Raw genomic sequence first — 15,292 nt, 5'->3', positions numbered from 1 at the left:
GAGTCACGCACGGCAGCCCCGCCGGCTACGAGCACGGATGCAAGAGCCGAGGTGGCTGCCCCAACCACAAGCACCCCACCGTCATGACCTGCGCCGACGCACACGCTGCGGCCCGGTCAGACTGGGCGATCGCCAAACAGCCCCGGGACAAGCCCGTCCTACGCGCTTCTCGGATCCTCTTGGACGCGCCCACCCCAGCTGCGGGGCCCGCGCCCAGACGCACGGCGGCGCAGCGACCACTGACGTCGATCAAGCACGGCACCGTCCACGGCTTCAACATCGGCTGCAAGTCGATTGACACCTGCCCGAACCACGCCGGCGGGGAGCCAACATGCACGGAGGAGCACCGACGCTACTACCGCGAGTACTTCGCGGCCATCCGCAACAGCACGCGAGAGATCTCGCACGGCACTGAGACCGGCTACTCCTACGGATGCCGCGATCGAGCCTCCTGCCCCGGGGGCGAGGACGGCCTCAGCTGCCCCGACGCAGCCCGAGCAGCCGAACGCCGCCGGCGCACCACGCGGACCATCCAGGCGGCCGCATGACGCACGACCTCCACGACTGGGACAAGCTCGCGCCCGAAGATCGTGTCATCGTCCGAGATCGACGCACTGCGAGCGAGCAGATCGTGACAGTCCGTCAGACGCTTCCCGCCATCGAGGGCGAGGGACCCGGATTTGTCGACACAAACGGTCAGACCTATCGCCACCACTTCCATGCCGCGCGGCGGGTCGACCCCACGCGCAGCTGCGGACCAGACCAGCCGACCGTCGATCGACTATTCGCCGCACTCACTCAACCGATGAGAACCTCATGACCACAACGCTCACCTCCACCGAGTACCGCACCATTCAGCGCTCCCTCGAGCTCGCCGCGAGCTACGCCGGAACCGAAACCGAAGAGTCGCGGATCCTCGGGTTGATCGGGCGCCTCCGTCAACTGCAGCGCGCCATGCCCGTCACCGCTGACCACGAAACGGTCCTGGCCACAATCGCGGCAGTCAAAGCCACCGCCGACAAGGAACCGCTGACACCACAGGTTCTCGACCGGCTCGCGCGCGAGCTCACACAGGAATCCGCAGAGACACCCTCGTCCGCCATCACCGACCAGCGGTAATATCGACCCCGGCACCCGGCCGTTCGAGCAGGTGATCCCTCCGCCCCTCGGGGCGACGATCCCTCCCTCGGTAACTATGTAGTGAATCTGACAGTTTCTACTAGCTCCGGCCGGGTGCCGCTTCTCTTCACATAAATGATTTAGAGGCGACTTACCGTGGTTGAGCGACTCGCCACTCTTGCGCCCCCACCGCGTCGATCACACTCTCGGAGCGCTCGATCAGAGCTGCGAGGCATTGATACCTCTCCACAAAGTCGTGGCCGTCGGTCTGGGGCTGCGCGCTTCGCCAACTCGCCATGGCTTCGTTGAAGTCGTGACGAATGGCCCCAGAAGCGTTCGGCAGGCACCGCTCCCCGAGATGGTCCTCGAGCTGGCGCCATCGGTCGTAGTACTGGTGTCGAAGTTTTCCGGCCCGCTTGGCTAGTCCGGTTGGATCCGGACGTGCACCGAGTTCCATCATTCGGCGGTCTCGCGAATCGATGATGGCGGCGGCTGCTTCATCAGCCGCTTCCAGCTCTCCCGTTACGCGTGCCAATGCCTCCACATCGGTGCGGAAGATCGCGGGATCGATCGCGACGGAAAGTCCCTGAATAGGGATGGGAATCATCTGCACTGCAGCGATTACTTGAGGGCGCACGGCAAGGGACAGCACACCCATCGCCTCGTGCACGTTGAGGTACCGGACAGCGTCGAGGCCTTCCTCCTCGAGTTCGCGGATGCTGATGTCTGATGCGACCGCGTGATTCTCGTCGCGATAGCCAGCATTGATTCGCCCTGCGTCGAGGGCGAGTGCGACACGGTACAGGTAGAACTGAGAGCCACCGTCGGCCTGGTCGTCCATCCGGCGCAGCATGTTCTCGATGGCCGTCTCGTATGTTCCGACGTGCAGCGCCTTCGATGTCTCCTTGGCGATGTACCGGTCGCGGCTGATGCCGAAGTCCCGCTCAACCCACGAGAGGGCCTTTGCGAACTGCGCCGCGTAGCTAGGTGACGGCCAATCTGCTGTCGTGCTCGTGTGGTACCACGCAAGGGTAGGGACAATATCGTCTCGCAGCGCCGGGTCATCCCGGTCCCGCAGCGCGGCAACGGCCGGTCCAAAATGGATACTCGCCCCACAGTGCTCGCATCGCATCCGCGCCGCGTTCTCACCCTCGAAGTAGTCCTCTGGCGAAAGGTAGGACGCCTCACCGCACTCGCAATTCATCCAGTAGCCGTACGCAAAGCCGTCGCGGCGTTCGGTGAGCGTAGGCGCCGCCGCCGGGGCAGCTTCGGCCGCGCCGCCCCTGACCTGCTGATCTTTGCTACGCGCCACGCACCGACGGAAGCGCTCAATCCCGACATGCGGACGCCCACGCCCGGGGGGGCCCGGCATCCGGTTCGTGCCATGGCATCGCTATCGTTCCAAGCATGACGAAACGTCGCCGACATGCCTGGATCGTGCACGCGATGTGGGCACTCGGAGGTGCTGCGCTTGGCGCCGCTGTCGCGCTGATCTGGCTTGGGGACTTCAAGCCTGAGTGGATCGAAGCAACCGGCACCTGGTTCGGCGCGATCGCGACCGTACTAACCCTGCTTTGGGCCGTGCAGACATTCCGCGCTGACCAGGCCGCCCGCCAGGAGGCGCTGGAGAAGGCCGACAACGACCGGCAACGCGAAGCCGCGGCGGCCGAAGCCGCGATCGTTGCCGACGCAGCACGGGTGGAAGTCACTGTTCGCGGCGGCGCCGGATACGGTCCCGACTCGGACAAGCAGATGACCAGCGTGCACCTGGACATCTTCAACGGCAGTAGACATCCCGTCACCATCCGAGAGATCGAGTTTCCGGCCGCGGTCGAGCTGCCTGCACTGATGGTGCGGGTGCCGGCCGGTGAATCCTGGACCCGCGAAGTAAAGATCAGTGACATCCCAGCCGACCCCGAGGAGCTCAGCGGCAAGAGGACGGTGACCAGACTTCCGCTCGCCATCGTCTACGCGCTGGAGGGCCGTGAGTGGCGTCGCGAGCTCGACGAGCAACCCATCGCATCGTAAAGCTCGACACGATTCGCTTGTCGAACGACCCACTTACCGGAGGCCAGCATGCCCGGCGACTCAATCTGCCCCATCCACGGAACCTTGCGGCACACCGCGGTGCACGAGGCATCGCACGCCGTCCACGCGCTCGACCAGGGCATCCCGTTCATCCACCTCACCCTGCACTTGCCGCACACCTACGCTGAGGACATCCGCTACCGTCGACCGTTCATGCCCGGCATGCTCACCATGCCACCCGGATCAGCCGAAGACTGGGTCGGCCCCGACCCCGTTGCCGCACTCGTGTTCCTGGGAGCTGGAACCTACGCCGAGCAGAAGCTTCTCGGCGACCTCATCCCTGGGGGTTTAGCGCGCGACCTCGACCAGTTCAAGAGAGGGCTGGGCCTCACCGTGCTCACCCCGGCCGCCGGTAAGGACTGGAACGCGCGATCCCGACCCATCCTCGACGACCGGTGGCCGAGCCTCGAAGAACCCATCCAGACCCTCGCCGCAGAAATCACGGACCGCGCCCGCGACGCAGGAGCTAATACCAACGACCCCATCGTGCTCACCCGCAGCGAGATCTCCCGCATCTGCGGTATCACCACATAGCCGTCCAAGGTCGGGCATCCATGCACCTCACATGGCAGGTGAGGAGGAAGGAACAGACGGCCTACACGGGCTCGATGAGAGTTGGGTCGGTGGGGTCGGCGGTTCGGGTGTTGTTGACCTTCCGGTCGACGTCGTAGCTGGTGATCATTCCGGCGACCCGGTCGGATTCGACGGTGAGCAGCTGCACCATGTCCTGCTTACCCACCTCATCCAGCTTGTCCGGGGACAGGTACTCGTCCCACACGTCCGCCTCTAGGAAGACCGGCATCCGGTCGTGGATCTCCCCGGAAGCGTCCCGCGCGGGTCGGGTGATGATCGATGCGGACACTTCCCAGTCGTCCTCGATCTTCCGGGCGGTGTAGATCCCCGCGGCCGCGAGCAGCCCCCCATCTTTCGAGTGCAGGAAGTGCGGCTGCTTGTTGCCCGCCGTTCCCGTCCACTCGAAGTAGCCCCGCATCGGGAACAGCGCCCTCGACGACGCGAAGGCGCCCTTCCAGAGACCGTTGGTCGCGACGGTCTCGATGCGGGTGTTGAAGTTGGGGCGCTTGGAGTCCTTCATGAACGACGGGTGGAAGTTCCACACCGCCGCCTCTACCTGCCGGCGAAACGCCCCGGTCGCTGGATCGGCGCGTTCCCGCACGATCGGCACAGTCTGGGTCGGTGCGATCGAGTACCGAGGTGTCCACTCCTTGAAGTCGCCGCCCTCGGCGACGAACTCCCGGATGAGTTCATCTGTTCGGGCGTTCAACGCAAATCTGCCGCACATGCCGCTATTCTCCTGCAGCTGGACTACGGATCAGAAGGTTGGGGGTTGCACTCTGAACCCACTGATTAAGGGTTTGGCGATCGACGGCCGCGTCTCAAATTTCTCATCGCCGGGGGAACGGCTCGCCAAGAGGCCACCCCGTCGGTAGGCCGAAGAGATCTGGTGCTGATACTGACGGCTCGCTGTATGCCGTCTGACCGTCAACGAGGTGCGCAACCCGCCAGCTGGCGAGAGGTGCGACGCCTTGCGCCGCGCTCGGATGCGGCCAGAAAGCCGGGGCGTACTGAGCGACCCTCGCGTAGTGCATGCCTTCCGCTAGGAGGACGCCTGCGACGTGTGTATGAGCCGGTTGGCCCGGCCACCCCCAATACCCCGGCTTGGTCAACACAGGTGTCGCTCCTGCGTCACGGTCCCTGAAGTCGAATCGCCATCCAACGGTCCCGAAAAGCGCCTGCTGAGTGTCGTATTCGTCATGGAAGCTACTTCCCGCGTTGATAGCGAGCACCAGCGGATGAGTGAGCTCGCCGTACTTGGAACCTTTCTCTGACAACGCTCGGCGCAGTGGCGTGATGTCGTCGATGAACGAAGCTTCGGCATCCTGATATACACCCAGTGCTCGTTTCGCTCGGGTCCCGCGGACGCCAACATCACGGGGCATGGGGTGAAAGACGAGATGCCAGCCATCCTCCACCCACTTGAATTGATGCCCCGGTTGCTCCCCGTCGACGCCGTAGTCGACGGCGTCCGGGTCGAGTCCTTCGAGCCACTTCTCCAATCCCCGGCGCAGTGTCTTAGTCGACGGCATATTCGCTCCAACTGTCACAGTTGTCACCGACAGGTGGAACGGGCCACTGTCTATTTCGTTGAGCGAATCGAAGACCGTTTGCTTCCGAGCCGCCGCGCCTCCGTCGCTTCCGCCTTCGACGATGCACCGTGCTTCGACGTAGTAGGCAACATCGCCTTTGGAGACGAGGAAGTCGGGGCGGGCCGGCCGTGTCGCGACCGACGGTTCGATCGCAATGGTCCACCCGGCCCCCCGGTACATCTCGTGCAGGTAAAGCTCCCAGAAGGCAGAGGTGAATTCGCGATCATTGCCCGATCGCAGTCGCGCCCTCAGTGCAGCCCGCGCATTTTCTGGGTATGCACGGAGCCAATCATCGATGAGGTCGCGACATTGGTCCCACACCGGTCCGGCTGCACGTCGGAGGAACGCATAGGTGGATTCGCTGTGCCTTGACGGTCTCGAATCTGTCCGATTCCGCGTGCCGAAGAGCGATGCCTGGATGTTGTCCATGCTTTCGTCAATCCTTCGTTTCGGACGCTCGACGGGCGCCTGACGGTCACGAACTGGATCACAGAAGCACGGGCAGCAGATTCGCGATAGCTCGAGTCACTCGAGCGAGTCGATCACGTCGTCGATCACGTCAGCCATGTCGAGACGCCATCGGAGGGGAACCTTCGCGAGCTCGATCTCTGCACTATCGGCATCTGCGATGTTGTTCCACCCGAATCGGTCAATCACCTCCATGGGTAGCGGCTGAGCTTCATATCTGGACTCCTCATCCGGATCGATTCTGAACTTGCCGACCTCGTCGGCGATCGATTCACCGATACCACCGTCTCGCCAGGGGTCGAAGTCAGCCAATTGCCCGGCCAACTCTGCCCGCCGGCCTGGGCTCGGCAGCAAGTGCTCTACCGACTGCAGCGAACACGCTGCGGTGTTCAGATGACCGTCCCCGGATACCCACATGATCGGAAAGCTACCTCACTGGCGAAACGGACAACTCGAGCACATCCCGCAACAAGGAAGAAGGTGTTGACAGTCAGCTGCGCCGCCGATAGTTTGTGAATGTCAGATTCACTATGCTTGAGGAGGTCAGCCATGCGTGCGTTCCCCTTGAACCGCGACTCCATCGACTTGTTGGTCACTGCGGCCTGCATCACCACCACGGCCCACCGCTCCGATGCGGTTGCTGCCGACATCGTGATCACTGCCGACGCTCTCGGGCAGCTGCTCTGGGATGAGAACCACTCGAGCGTCAGCTTCGCCACCGGCGAGCACATCACCGCGCCCCGCTATGATTGGCAGCCCGTCGCCGAGATCATCCCCACCGCCGACGGAGAGCAGCTGCTGCAGATCGAGCGCACCCGACTCCTGTTCGAGGAGGTCTCCTGCCACCACGACGGTTGGGACTACTCCACCGCTGGGGCGGTCATGGAAGCACTCCGCGCCGAGATCTCGACCCGCTTGGCCGGGCGCTCCCTGGTCTCTAGTTCCGACAATCTCGGAGTGCTCGAGTACGACGGTCTATCCCGCGCCGCCGAGATGTGGGACCGGACGATCGGCTTCCGCTACCCGCTCGAAGCCGGCACGGCCGCGTAAACGAGCAGAGCCGATCATGACACTCGTCGGCCCGGACTGATCGATGGCTGCGCACACGGTGCGATGGACGCAGCCGGCGATCGTCACGGCCACCGTCGACGTCAGCCTCGACGAGCTCACCGCCTGGGCCATTGGAGCTGGCGGCATTCGCACACTCGTCGATGACGACGCTGCCGCGGCGGACGCCGCCGGCCTTCGTCAGCTGCTCGAGTGCAACGTCCGCCTCCGGAACGAACTGCTGACGCGGTGGGCTCGAGCTCACCTGCCGCGCTGATCAAGTCCACGGTCCAAACACGAAGATGCCCGCCGACTGTCCCGCCGGCGGGCATCTCTGCTGCCTCAGGCGAGGCGCTTCGCGAGCTCGTCGATCTTGTCCGGACGGAAGCCCGACCAGTGGTCCTCGTCCGCGATCACGACGGGCGCCTGCAGGTACCCGAGTGCCTTGACCTGCTCGAGCGCGTCGGCGTCCTGCGAAAGGTCGAGGACCTCGTATTCGATGCCCTTCGCGTCAAGCGCGCGGTACGTCGCTTGGCACTGGACGCATGCGGGTTTCGTGTAGACGGTTGTGGTCATGAGGGTGCTACCTCCTTCCTGTTCTCCTCGAGCTGAGACTGCTGGGCAGCTCAGACATTCGCTTCTCAGATCCGGGCGGCAGAACGACGTTTGAGCCAGACGATGAGTGCGATCCCGGCGATCAGGAGGCTGATGACCACCAGGATCTGCCCCAACCCGAACCCGAACCCGTCGAACAGAGGCAGGGTGACCGCATCTCCCTGCTCGAGCAGGTGATACTGAAGCATCCAGGCGCGGAGCGGGTCCAGGAACATGCCGAGCGACACGATTCCGGTTCCGACGGCGAGGGTCAGGAGCAGCAGCATGCTGATCCAGTCATCCTCCGAGACGTGCGGTTGTCCAGTCACTTCACGCTCCTCTCAAGCGTCCTCGGGTCGGCGATAGGTGACGACCTCGTTGTCCGAGATCGTCAGGAGCCCCTCTTCGCCCGTCTCCAAATCGCGGTACTCGATCGCCAGCTGGTCCTCGTCGACGACGTCGGGCTCCACTCCTTCAACGACTCCCCAGAGCTCGAGCGCGAAGTCTGTCTGCAGCAGGTCTCCGATCTCGAGCTCCACTGCAGGACCCTCGACCGCAGCGCCGTACCCGTCGCTGTCCATATCGGCGATCCCCGCTCCGTCCTGGTCGTCGACGTCGGTGGGCACGAATCGGACCCCGGCGGACGCAGCGGCGCGGATGGTGCTGCTGGCAGCAGGGGCAGTGCCGGCATCCGCAGCGGATTTGGTCCAGGGCACGATGCGAGCGGAAGCCCATTCGTAGTAGTCGGGCGGTATCTCCTCATCGCGGCCATCGAGGTCTGAATCGGGCTCGCGCACCATGACACGGCCATAGTCCTCCGCCTTGGGACGGAGTCGTTCGATCTGGGCCCAGTCGGCGACGTCGCTCGAGTCGAGCTTGGCGGGATCCGGTGTGTAGTACGCCTGGATCTCGACGGGCTGCGACTCCGCGTTGAGCGTGACCCCGCGGCCGCGCTTGTTGCGCGGGATCGCGACACCAATGGCGAATGAGTCCCACATCATGTTGGCGCCCTGGGGCGAGAGCCGACCGAAGCTGACCCGCGCCCCGAAGTTGTCGCGCATCTCGCCGCCAAGGAACTCGACGTCCGGGCGCTGCAGCCCGAGGAGCATGTGGATCTTCGCGCTGCGCGCCAGGCGTGCGAGGTCGGAGAGCAGATCAAGCACCGGCGCCTTTGGCGGCGCTCCCTTCGGCTTGACCGTCTTGTACCAACGCTCAACGCGCGCCTTGAAGGTGGCGTACTCGTCGATGATCAGCACCAGCGGGTCGAAGTCCTCCAGTCGAGCGGTGTTGTTCTCGAGCTGCGTGTACCGCTCCTCCATGAGTTCGTGCGCGGCGTGCAGCATGCGCACCTGGTGCTCTACTCGGGCGCCGACCAGCTCCACGTTGGGCCAGTCGCGGAAGCCGGCGAACTCGATGCGCTTGCCGTCGAGAACCCAGACCCGCCATCGCGCATGTGCAAGATGAGTAAGGACGGTGTGCTGGAAGCTCGTCTTCCCGGAACCGGTGCCACCGATGACGAGGCAATGCGGCGAGACCGAGGGCTGCCAATACTGCACCGTGCCGTCCTCATCGGGCCCGATGGGGATCTTGAAGGTCTTGTACGCCGCATGGCTGAGGCGACCAGGCTCTCCTTCCACCTCGTGCAGCACCATGTCGGGCATCTCCGGGCGAACCTCGAACACGACCTTGTCGCCCTCAAGATCCCAGCGTGCCCGCCAGCGGCCGGGAAGCATGGATGAGATCACCTTCTCGATCTGCATCCGGCGTGCGACGACAGCCATCCGGGGCCCAACGTTGTGCTTGACCTCGATCATCGAGACGGTGCCGTCTGCTGCCGAGCTGACCTGAATGGTGGCGGTCGGGTGGAGCACCTGCTTGATCACGTCGTGTGCTCGCTGCTGTTCCCGCGTCACCGGGTCAGCTGCGGGCGCGATCTCGAGCATGAGGATGCAGCGACGCATGTTGTGTTTGCGCACGCGGTACTCCTCGCCGATGCGGCGAGCGAAGGCGCCGAGAATCAGCTCGAGGAATCGGGGGTCGAGGTCGTTGACGTGCTTGGCGTAGCGGATCTTGATCCGCGCCGGCACGCCCACCCAGCCGCGGGTCCACTTCTGTACCTCCACGAGCGCACGGGTCGGCTGGGAGGCGCCGAGCACGGGCAGCACCGCCTCGATCGCGGGATCCACCCGTCCGGCTCGCTGGAATGCTCTGATGCCGGCCGCGAGTGAGAGACCCGCCAGGACGATGGCGCACGTCCAGATGAGTGGGAGTAGATCGGTGAACGGTCGCACCGTGTTCAGACCGGTGACCGCCGTTGCCGCACCGATCGCGAGCAGCGCGGGGATCAGCCCGGTCAGCTGCCGGCGAGGAAGGACGCCGAGCGAGATGACCGGCGGGGATATTGATCCCGCCGGCGGCCGCGCCACGCGAGTTGCTGCCATGAGATGCCTCCTGCTCCGGTCGCGAGTCTCGCGACCTCCTGAGGGTTATAGGCATCGGATGCTGTGGTTCGCGGACAATCTCGAACTGACGCAATCCTGGTGTCCCCTCCCCCATCACCGCACTGACAGGTCGGTGGAGCCGCGGCCACGTTGGGTGGCCGCAAGGGGGGCGGACAAGTTGTGTGGCGCTACTGACAAGTGTGTGGCCACTGTCCGATGCCACACGATTTGTGATGCCGGGTCTGGAGCCTTCCGCGAGATTGCAGCGATGATGGAGTGCCCAGCCGGATGGTTCGTGCCACGGAACTTGTCAGTAGTCGAAAAGCCGCCCGGCGCAAACAGGCTGCCGCATCAGGGTGTCGGCGCCCCGTCCACGACGGCGAGTGGCCGCATGTCGGCCCTCTCGTGGGTCTTGGGCGCGGAGTGGAACGAATCGCTCGACACCTGACCAGCCCAACGCGCGGCGCATCCATTATTCGACGACAGCGCCCGGCGCCCGGGTAGCGGTTCCAGGGCTACCCGGGCACCGGGCGCGATCGTCGAACAATCCACTCGCTGAGGGCACGTCAATTGACGAATCCTCAAGCGAACAAAACCGGCATCTTGGTACCCAGGCTCGCGATGGCGCTCTTGGGATCGCTTGCTGGATCGACTCGGACTGCGGTCCTGAGTGAACCGAGGTGGTTCCCGGTCACCCTAGATCACCGTCGAGCCGAGCGATTTCGCCCTGCACATCGACGGCTGCGGTGAGGTGGTCAAGGTCCGTTGAGAGGCGGCCTGACAATCGCGATCCGAACCGGGTCGCGGGATGTCGCAGGTCGCCGGATGCCCATCCGGGCGTTGAACAATCGCAAGCAGGTCCCTCAACAGAACGCCCCCACGACGCTCTCTAGCTTCGACCTCCCGATCGCTGACCACCACTGTGCACGTAAGAATCGGCGTCTTCTTTGTCGACGTTCCCTACCGCCGCATCGTTGCTCCGCAGCGACCTGCTATATCGCTTGACGGTGACGTACCCCAGGGACGTCACCGTACGGTGATGTCATGGGTGGAAGCAGGGGTGGAATCGCGCCTTCGTCGTCAGTGCCCGGCGAATGCGCGACGCCCGACAAGACCGAGTCCCCGGAGAGTAGATTTCTCCGCGGATGCAACCGGCCGCGCCTGAGGGCGCACGGCAAGGGATCCGCCGAATGACAGGCGCCCCTCGCTGGATCCTGCGGTGGAGCCTCGTAGCCGCCACGGCAGCGGCCGGGATTGCGGTCAACCTATGGGCCGTTCAACCACCCTCAGTGGCGATGGGGAACGGCCCCAGGGGAATGGATAGCGGTGGAAGATCCCGGTCGGGACGCGAGGGTCCGAGCGGAGCTAGAACTCGACCCGTCGGGGCGAGTGAACTTCCGGCTGCGCATTTTTGATGTTTCGGAGCACAACTTCTCCACAGACGGGGAGACGCCGATTGCGCTGGACGTGGGACAGGCCGACATCGACAACAACACACCTTTGCCTGTGGTGTTCATCGAGGTTGGATGCGGAGCCGAGTTCGAGCCGGGATCACTGGTCAAGGGATCAGCAATAGCCGATAGCCGTTCGGAGCGATATTTCGATGTCACAATCGACGGCGGGGGGCCGTGCGCAAGCCCATCACCTGGCACGGTCAGATTTGATCTCAAGGCGCGATATTTCCAAAGGGTGACCGTTGAATCAACCCGGGGCGCTGATGAGATCGTGTTCTCCCTCCAGCCCCGCCAACGATGGGTCGCAAGCTCCCTGGACCAACGCGTCGCTCGCCTGCCCGACATCAGGTACGGCGTGAACCCGTTCTGGGACATCAAGGCACTCGGGGACAATACTGAGCGAAAGCTACCCACCGGTACATCGATTCGTGCCTCGATCGTTGCTCAACCCGGTGAGGTGGCCGAAGTCGTCGCCCCGGCCGCCGAGGGTGGCGCCTCAATCGTGCCCGGCGACACTCCGACATGGAATCTTGCGGACTACGGAGAAGACCTAGCCATGGAACCCTACGTTCGGTGGTCGGATCCGGCTCTGGAGTCGCTCGCGCAATTTCTCCTGGTCCTGTCCGGCGTCTTACTAGGTGTCGCGGCGTCGTTAGCGATCGAGTTCATACTGCCGAGACGCGGGGCGGCACAGACTGAAGCGGCGGCAGATGTCTCGCTGCGACTTCAGACTGAGGCGATTGACCTGCTGAACGAGGTTCGAAAGGTACTTGCAGAGACGCAACTGGCCAGCAGGCGCGATTCATGGTGGAAGCGGTATTTAGTAGTCGGCCGCAAGCGCCGAGAGTGAGCATCGCCAGCCGGACGAGGGGCGCGCGAGGCGCGTCAGCAATCCACGGATCGGCAAGAAGCGGACTCGTTGCCGCAATTCGTCTCCGCGCTCGACGCGCGGCAAGACGGTCATCACGACCTTGGACCGGCTCGGGCGATCAACGCAGAAGATGCTCACTTTCGCTCAGGAGCTCGGCGGCGCCGGCCCGCGCCGTGCTGAACCTCGGAGGCGGCGACGTCGACACGTCCGCACCGATGGGATCGATGATGACACCGAGCCGGCGCCGGTAGTGACCGTTTATTTCAGATGGCCGCGGTTTCGTCGCTTTCGGCCACCTCGGTCGCGATCCTGGTCAGGGTCTCCTCAGCCGGCAGTGTCGCTTGTTCAGCCTGTGACAGCTCGTACCGGCTTACAGCTACCGGCTGTGTCGAGCCGGCGAGCGAATACTTCACCACCGTCTCGTTCTTGTCAGTGACGAGCAGGATACCGACCGTGGGCGCGTGCAGTTCCGTGATCCGCATCCGGTCGTCCACGAGAGCGACGTAGAAGCCGAGCTGCCCGGCGTCTCGAGGGTCGAACTTGCTGGTCTTCAGTTCGACGACCACGAACCGGACCTGCTGCCAGTTGAAGAACAACAGGTCCACGAAGAAGTCATCGCCGTCCACGTCGAAGTGCACCTGTCGACCGACGAACGAGAACCCGGCGCCGAGCTCGCGGAGCGTCTGAACAACCCGGAGGGTAAGCCGCTCCTCAAGTTCACGTTCGGTTGCGTCGGAATCAATCGCCAGGAAGTCCAGAGCGTACGGATCTTTTGTGAGCTGCTGGGCAAGCTCCGAGTCCCCCTGTTCCAGCACCGACGCAAAGTTGGATGGCGCCGCTCCGCTTCGCTCGTGCAGGCGGGTCGCGATCTGGTGTTGCAGCACGGCCCTGCTCCACCCGTGGTAGGCATCTTGGGCGGCGTACCAGTCGCGGAGATGCTGGTCCTCGAGCTTGTCCAGCAGCTGGATGGTGTGGCTCCACGGCAATTCGCCAACAGGCTGTTGGCGAATGGCGTCCTCGCTTGGCCAGGCCTCAGCGAGTCGCCGGGCGTACCTCAGGTTCGACTCGGAGAAGCCCTTCATGGTGGGGAACTCGGCGCGAAGGTCGGCGGCGAGCCGGGCGAGTACACCGCTGCCCCACGGCTCAGCCTGCTGCCGCTCGATGATCGTGTGACCGATGAACCACCAAAGTGCAACCACTTCGGTGTTCGCCTTCCGCTGCACCGCAAAACGCGCCTCGTGCGCGCGGCGAACGAGCTGAGGCTGACCCCGAAGTCCGGACAGGTGGTTGGTTGGTCAGGCTGCCAGCGTGAGCTGGCGGCGTTCGTACTCTAATGGGCTGATGTTGCCGATGCCGGAGTGGCGTCGGCGTGCGTTGTACCAGCCGTCGATCCAGACGTAGGTGCCGCGGCGGGCGGCGGCGATCGTGGCGAACACGTGCCGGTGGTAGTACTCGTTCTTGAACACCGACCAGAACGATTCCGCCGCGGCATTGTCCCAGCACACCCCGGTGCGGCCCATCGACCTGAGCACTCCGAACTCGGCCGCCGCCTTCGCGAGCTGAGCGCTGGTGTATTGGGTGCCCCGGTCCGCATGGAACACGACCTTCCGCGGTAGCGCACCGCGGAGAGCGACCGCTTGCCGGAGGGCGTCCTCGACGAGGTCCGTGTGCAGGCTGTCGGCGACGGTGCGGCCCAGGACCCTACGGGTGTGACCGTCCCGCACGACACACAGGTACGCCCACCCCTCACCGGTATGCAGATAGGTGATGTCCGAGAACCACGCCAGGTCCCGATCACCCTGATCGAACTGCCGTTCCACGAGGTCGGGAACGGGGAACGGGTCATAGCCTCGGATCGTGGTCGGCGGATGCCAGGTACGCGGACTGATCCCCGTGATCCCGTCAGCCTGCATCAGCTTCGCGACCGTCTTCCGGGACACCGTGACGCCGGCGTCCTGCAGATCCGCGTGGATCCGCGGCGCCCCGTACGTCCCGTCGGACACGGCATGGAACCCGCGGATCTGCACGGTCAGCTCCGCCGCCCGCTGCTGCCGCGGCGACGGCCCAGCGGCCCGCCGGGCACGCCACTCGTAGAACCGGCGACGATCCACCCCCAGCAGCCGGCACATCCGTGTGATCGTCATCGTGCTCGTCTGGTTCGCCTTCTCCGCCTCGATCACCGCGAACCGCTCCTCGGGTTCTGCTTCGATGCGAAGAAGGCCGCCGCTTTTCCCAGGAACTCGTTGTCCATCCGCAATTCCTGCACTTCACGGCGCAACCGGGCCAGCTCGGCACGCTCATCCACATCCAGCGGCGGCTCGACCCCACCGCCAGCCCGCGCGCGTTCGGCATGGACCCACCGGCCCAGCAGCTGCTCACCGACCCCGATCTCCCGGGCGACCGCCGCGACCGTCCGACCCGTATCGATCACCAGCCTGGCGGCCTCACGCCGATACTCCGGCGTATACGTCTTCCTCTTGCTCGTGCCCATCACGGACATCCTCCCCGACAGGCCCGCGAACACGCAGAACCCGCCTGGTCAGTGTCCGGAATCCGGGGTCAACCCCAGTGTCGGCGACGCTTGAGAACTGGTCAGTTTCGACGGCTTGGTTTCCAGCGGTCATCGCAACGAGGGGCGATTCTCCGACTGTAGCAGCCGTCCGAAGAGCTCCGCTGGGGTGCGGTCCCCGAGGGTGAGATGTGGCCGACGATTGAGCTCGTCCTCGACTCGTGCGAGGTCTTTCGGGGAGTGCACGGCGAGGTTGGTCGACTTGGGGAAGTACTGCCGTAGCAGCCCGTTTGTGTTTTCGTTCGTGCCGCGCTGCCATGGGCTGGCGGCGTCGCAGAAGTAGATCTTCGTGCCCGTGTCGGCGGTCACGTCCAGGTGCCGCGCCATCTCGGTGCCCTGGTCCCAGGTCAGCGTCCGCCGCAACGGCGGTGGCAGTTCGCCGAGGACGCGTACGAGCACGGCATGCAGCTCTGCCGAGGTCAGCGCGCTCAGGTGCAGCAGCTTCACGTAACGGGTCTGCCGCTCCACCAGGGTGC

18 protein-coding genes are annotated in these 15,292 nt (G+C 64.6%); 8 read left to right on the top strand and 10 right to left on the bottom strand.

Annotation, left to right across the window (positions count from 1 at the left end; genetic code table 11):
* The first annotated feature begins 179 nt into the window (after positions 1-179).
* The 3 genes from ACPW96_RS21555 to ACPW96_RS21545 are packed head-to-tail and all read left to right on the top strand — an operon-like array spanning position 180 to position 1,119.
* Positions 180-548 carry a hypothetical protein gene (locus ACPW96_RS21555; RefSeq protein WP_425885661.1) on the top strand — a complete coding sequence of 123 codons (369 nt, stop codon included), beginning with the start codon at positions 180-182 and terminating at the stop codon, positions 546-548.
* Complete coding sequence (locus tag ACPW96_RS21550; RefSeq protein ID WP_425885660.1) at positions 545-820, top strand: hypothetical protein; 276 nt, start codon at positions 545-547, stop codon at positions 818-820. Before ACPW96_RS21555 ends, ACPW96_RS21550 begins: the two co-directional genes overlap by 4 nt.
* Positions 817-1,119: a hypothetical protein gene (locus ACPW96_RS21545; protein WP_425885658.1), complete on the top strand. Its 303-nt coding sequence runs from the start codon at positions 817-819 to the stop codon at positions 1,117-1,119. The genes ACPW96_RS21550 and ACPW96_RS21545 overlap by 4 nt, the downstream gene beginning before the upstream one ends.
* Positions 1,120-1,270: 151 nt before the next feature.
* Here the strand turns inward: ACPW96_RS21545 and ACPW96_RS21540 are convergent, their stop codons facing one another.
* Positions 1,271-2,431, bottom strand: a complete 1,161-nt coding sequence (locus ACPW96_RS21540; protein ID WP_425885657.1) for a hypothetical protein — start codon at positions 2,429-2,431, stop codon at positions 1,271-1,273.
* Positions 2,432-2,526: 95 nt separating this feature from the next.
* On the opposite strand from ACPW96_RS21540, the gene ACPW96_RS21535 reads away from it, so the two are divergent.
* A complete protein-coding gene (locus tag ACPW96_RS21535) occupies positions 2,527-3,147 on the top strand; it encodes a hypothetical protein (protein ID WP_425885655.1) in 621 nt (206 codons plus the stop codon).
* A gap of 48 nt (positions 3,148-3,195) precedes the next feature.
* The gene (locus ACPW96_RS21530; protein ID WP_425885653.1) at positions 3,196-3,741 is read left to right on the top strand and encodes a hypothetical protein; all 546 of its coding nucleotides are present in this window, start codon (positions 3,196-3,198) and stop codon (positions 3,739-3,741) included.
* Between the two features lie 61 nt (positions 3,742-3,802).
* On the opposite strand, the gene ACPW96_RS21525 is transcribed toward ACPW96_RS21530, so the two are convergent.
* The 3 genes from ACPW96_RS21525 to ACPW96_RS21515 form a co-directional block, all read right to left on the bottom strand.
* Positions 3,803-4,507: an SOS response-associated peptidase gene (locus ACPW96_RS21525; RefSeq protein ID WP_425885651.1), complete on the bottom strand. Its 705-nt coding sequence runs from the start codon at positions 4,505-4,507 to the stop codon at positions 3,803-3,805.
* 103 nt (positions 4,508-4,610) lie between these two features.
* Complete coding sequence (locus tag ACPW96_RS21520; RefSeq protein ID WP_425885650.1) at positions 4,611-5,801, bottom strand: hypothetical protein; 1,191 nt, start codon at positions 5,799-5,801, stop codon at positions 4,611-4,613.
* 96 nt (positions 5,802-5,897) lie between these two features.
* On the bottom strand, positions 5,898-6,257 hold the full coding sequence (locus ACPW96_RS21515; protein WP_425885648.1) for a hypothetical protein: 360 nt from the start codon (positions 6,255-6,257) through the stop codon (positions 5,898-5,900).
* Positions 6,258-6,389: 132 nt separating this feature from the next.
* Between ACPW96_RS21515 and ACPW96_RS21510 the strand changes: the two genes are divergently transcribed.
* Positions 6,390-6,890 carry a hypothetical protein gene (locus tag ACPW96_RS21510; RefSeq protein WP_425885647.1) on the top strand — a complete coding sequence of 167 codons (501 nt, stop codon included), beginning with the start codon at positions 6,390-6,392 and terminating at the stop codon, positions 6,888-6,890.
* A gap of 43 nt (positions 6,891-6,933) precedes the next feature.
* Positions 6,934-7,164 carry a hypothetical protein gene (locus ACPW96_RS21505; RefSeq protein WP_425885645.1) on the top strand — a complete coding sequence of 77 codons (231 nt, stop codon included), beginning with the start codon at positions 6,934-6,936 and terminating at the stop codon, positions 7,162-7,164.
* A 65-nt stretch (positions 7,165-7,229) separates the two neighbouring features.
* On the opposite strand, the gene nrdH is transcribed toward ACPW96_RS21505, so the two are convergent.
* The 3 genes from nrdH to ACPW96_RS21490 form a co-directional block, all read right to left on the bottom strand.
* A complete protein-coding gene (gene nrdH / locus ACPW96_RS21500; protein ID WP_425885643.1) occupies positions 7,230-7,463 on the bottom strand; it encodes a glutaredoxin-like protein NrdH in 234 nt (77 codons plus the stop codon).
* Positions 7,464-7,528: 65 nt separating this feature from the next.
* A complete protein-coding gene (locus ACPW96_RS21495) occupies positions 7,529-7,810 on the bottom strand; it encodes a hypothetical protein (RefSeq protein ID WP_425885642.1) in 282 nt (93 codons plus the stop codon).
* Between the two features lie 12 nt (positions 7,811-7,822).
* Entirely contained in the window at positions 7,823-9,922 is a 2,100-nt protein-coding gene (locus tag ACPW96_RS21490) for an FtsK/SpoIIIE domain-containing protein (RefSeq protein ID WP_425885640.1), read from the bottom strand.
* A 1,326-nt stretch (positions 9,923-11,248) separates the two neighbouring features.
* Between ACPW96_RS21490 and ACPW96_RS21485 the strand changes: the two genes are divergently transcribed.
* Entirely contained in the window at positions 11,249-12,226 is a 978-nt protein-coding gene (locus tag ACPW96_RS21485; RefSeq protein ID WP_425885638.1) for a hypothetical protein, read from the top strand.
* 284 nt (positions 12,227-12,510) lie between these two features.
* Here ACPW96_RS21485 and ACPW96_RS21480 read toward each other — a convergent pair whose 3' ends face one another.
* The 3 genes from ACPW96_RS21480 to ACPW96_RS21470 form a co-directional block, all read right to left on the bottom strand.
* Positions 12,511-13,530 (bottom strand): PDDEXK nuclease domain-containing protein, encoded by a 1,020-nt coding sequence (locus ACPW96_RS21480; RefSeq protein WP_425885729.1) that lies wholly within the window; start codon positions 13,528-13,530, stop codon positions 12,511-12,513.
* A gap of 12 nt (positions 13,531-13,542) precedes the next feature.
* Positions 13,543-14,738 (bottom strand): IS3 family transposase gene (locus tag ACPW96_RS21475; protein ID WP_425885636.1). Its coding sequence is split into 2 segments (ribosomal slippage): positions 13,543-14,468 and positions 14,468-14,738, totalling 1,197 coding nucleotides; the frame shifts between segments, so codons are not numbered across the junction.
* Positions 14,739-14,867: 129 nt separating this feature from the next.
* A partial coding sequence (locus ACPW96_RS21470; RefSeq protein WP_425885634.1) for an IS30 family transposase occupies positions 14,868-15,292 on the bottom strand: 425 nt, incomplete at its 5' end.

Origin of the sequence: Micromonospora sp. DT81.3, assembly GCF_049847225.1 — a bacterium.
Lineage (GTDB): Bacteria > Actinomycetota > Actinomycetes > Actinomycetales > Microbacteriaceae > Microbacterium.
This window is presented reverse-complemented; position numbering and strand designations above follow the sequence as displayed.

What these genes read in the sequence shown, in the direction of transcription:
- ACPW96_RS21515 (WP_425885648.1), bottom strand. Translation starts at nt 6,257, where the DNA reads ATGTGGGTATCCGGGGACGGTCATCTGAACACCGCAGCGTGTTCGCTG.
- ACPW96_RS21490 (WP_425885640.1), bottom strand. Translation starts at nt 9,922, where the DNA reads ATGGCAGCAACTCGCGTGGCGCGGCCGCCGGCGGGATCAATATCCCCG.
- ACPW96_RS21510 (WP_425885647.1), top strand. Translation starts at nt 6,390, where the DNA reads ATGCGTGCGTTCCCCTTGAACCGCGACTCCATCGACTTGTTGGTCACT.
- ACPW96_RS21550 (WP_425885660.1), top strand. Translation starts at nt 545, where the DNA reads ATGACGCACGACCTCCACGACTGGGACAAGCTCGCGCCCGAAGATCGT.
- ACPW96_RS21525 (WP_425885651.1), bottom strand. Translation starts at nt 4,507, where the DNA reads ATGTGCGGCAGATTTGCGTTGAACGCCCGAACAGATGAACTCATCCGG.
- ACPW96_RS21505 (WP_425885645.1), top strand. Translation starts at nt 6,934, where the DNA reads ATGGCTGCGCACACGGTGCGATGGACGCAGCCGGCGATCGTCACGGCC.
- ACPW96_RS21530 (WP_425885653.1), top strand. Translation starts at nt 3,196, where the DNA reads ATGCCCGGCGACTCAATCTGCCCCATCCACGGAACCTTGCGGCACACC.
- ACPW96_RS21535 (WP_425885655.1), top strand. Translation starts at nt 2,527, where the DNA reads ATGACGAAACGTCGCCGACATGCCTGGATCGTGCACGCGATGTGGGCA.
- ACPW96_RS21520 (WP_425885650.1), bottom strand. Translation starts at nt 5,801, where the DNA reads ATGGACAACATCCAGGCATCGCTCTTCGGCACGCGGAATCGGACAGAT.
- ACPW96_RS21545 (WP_425885658.1), top strand. Translation starts at nt 817, where the DNA reads ATGACCACAACGCTCACCTCCACCGAGTACCGCACCATTCAGCGCTCC.
- nrdH (WP_425885643.1), bottom strand. Translation starts at nt 7,463, where the DNA reads ATGACCACAACCGTCTACACGAAACCCGCATGCGTCCAGTGCCAAGCG.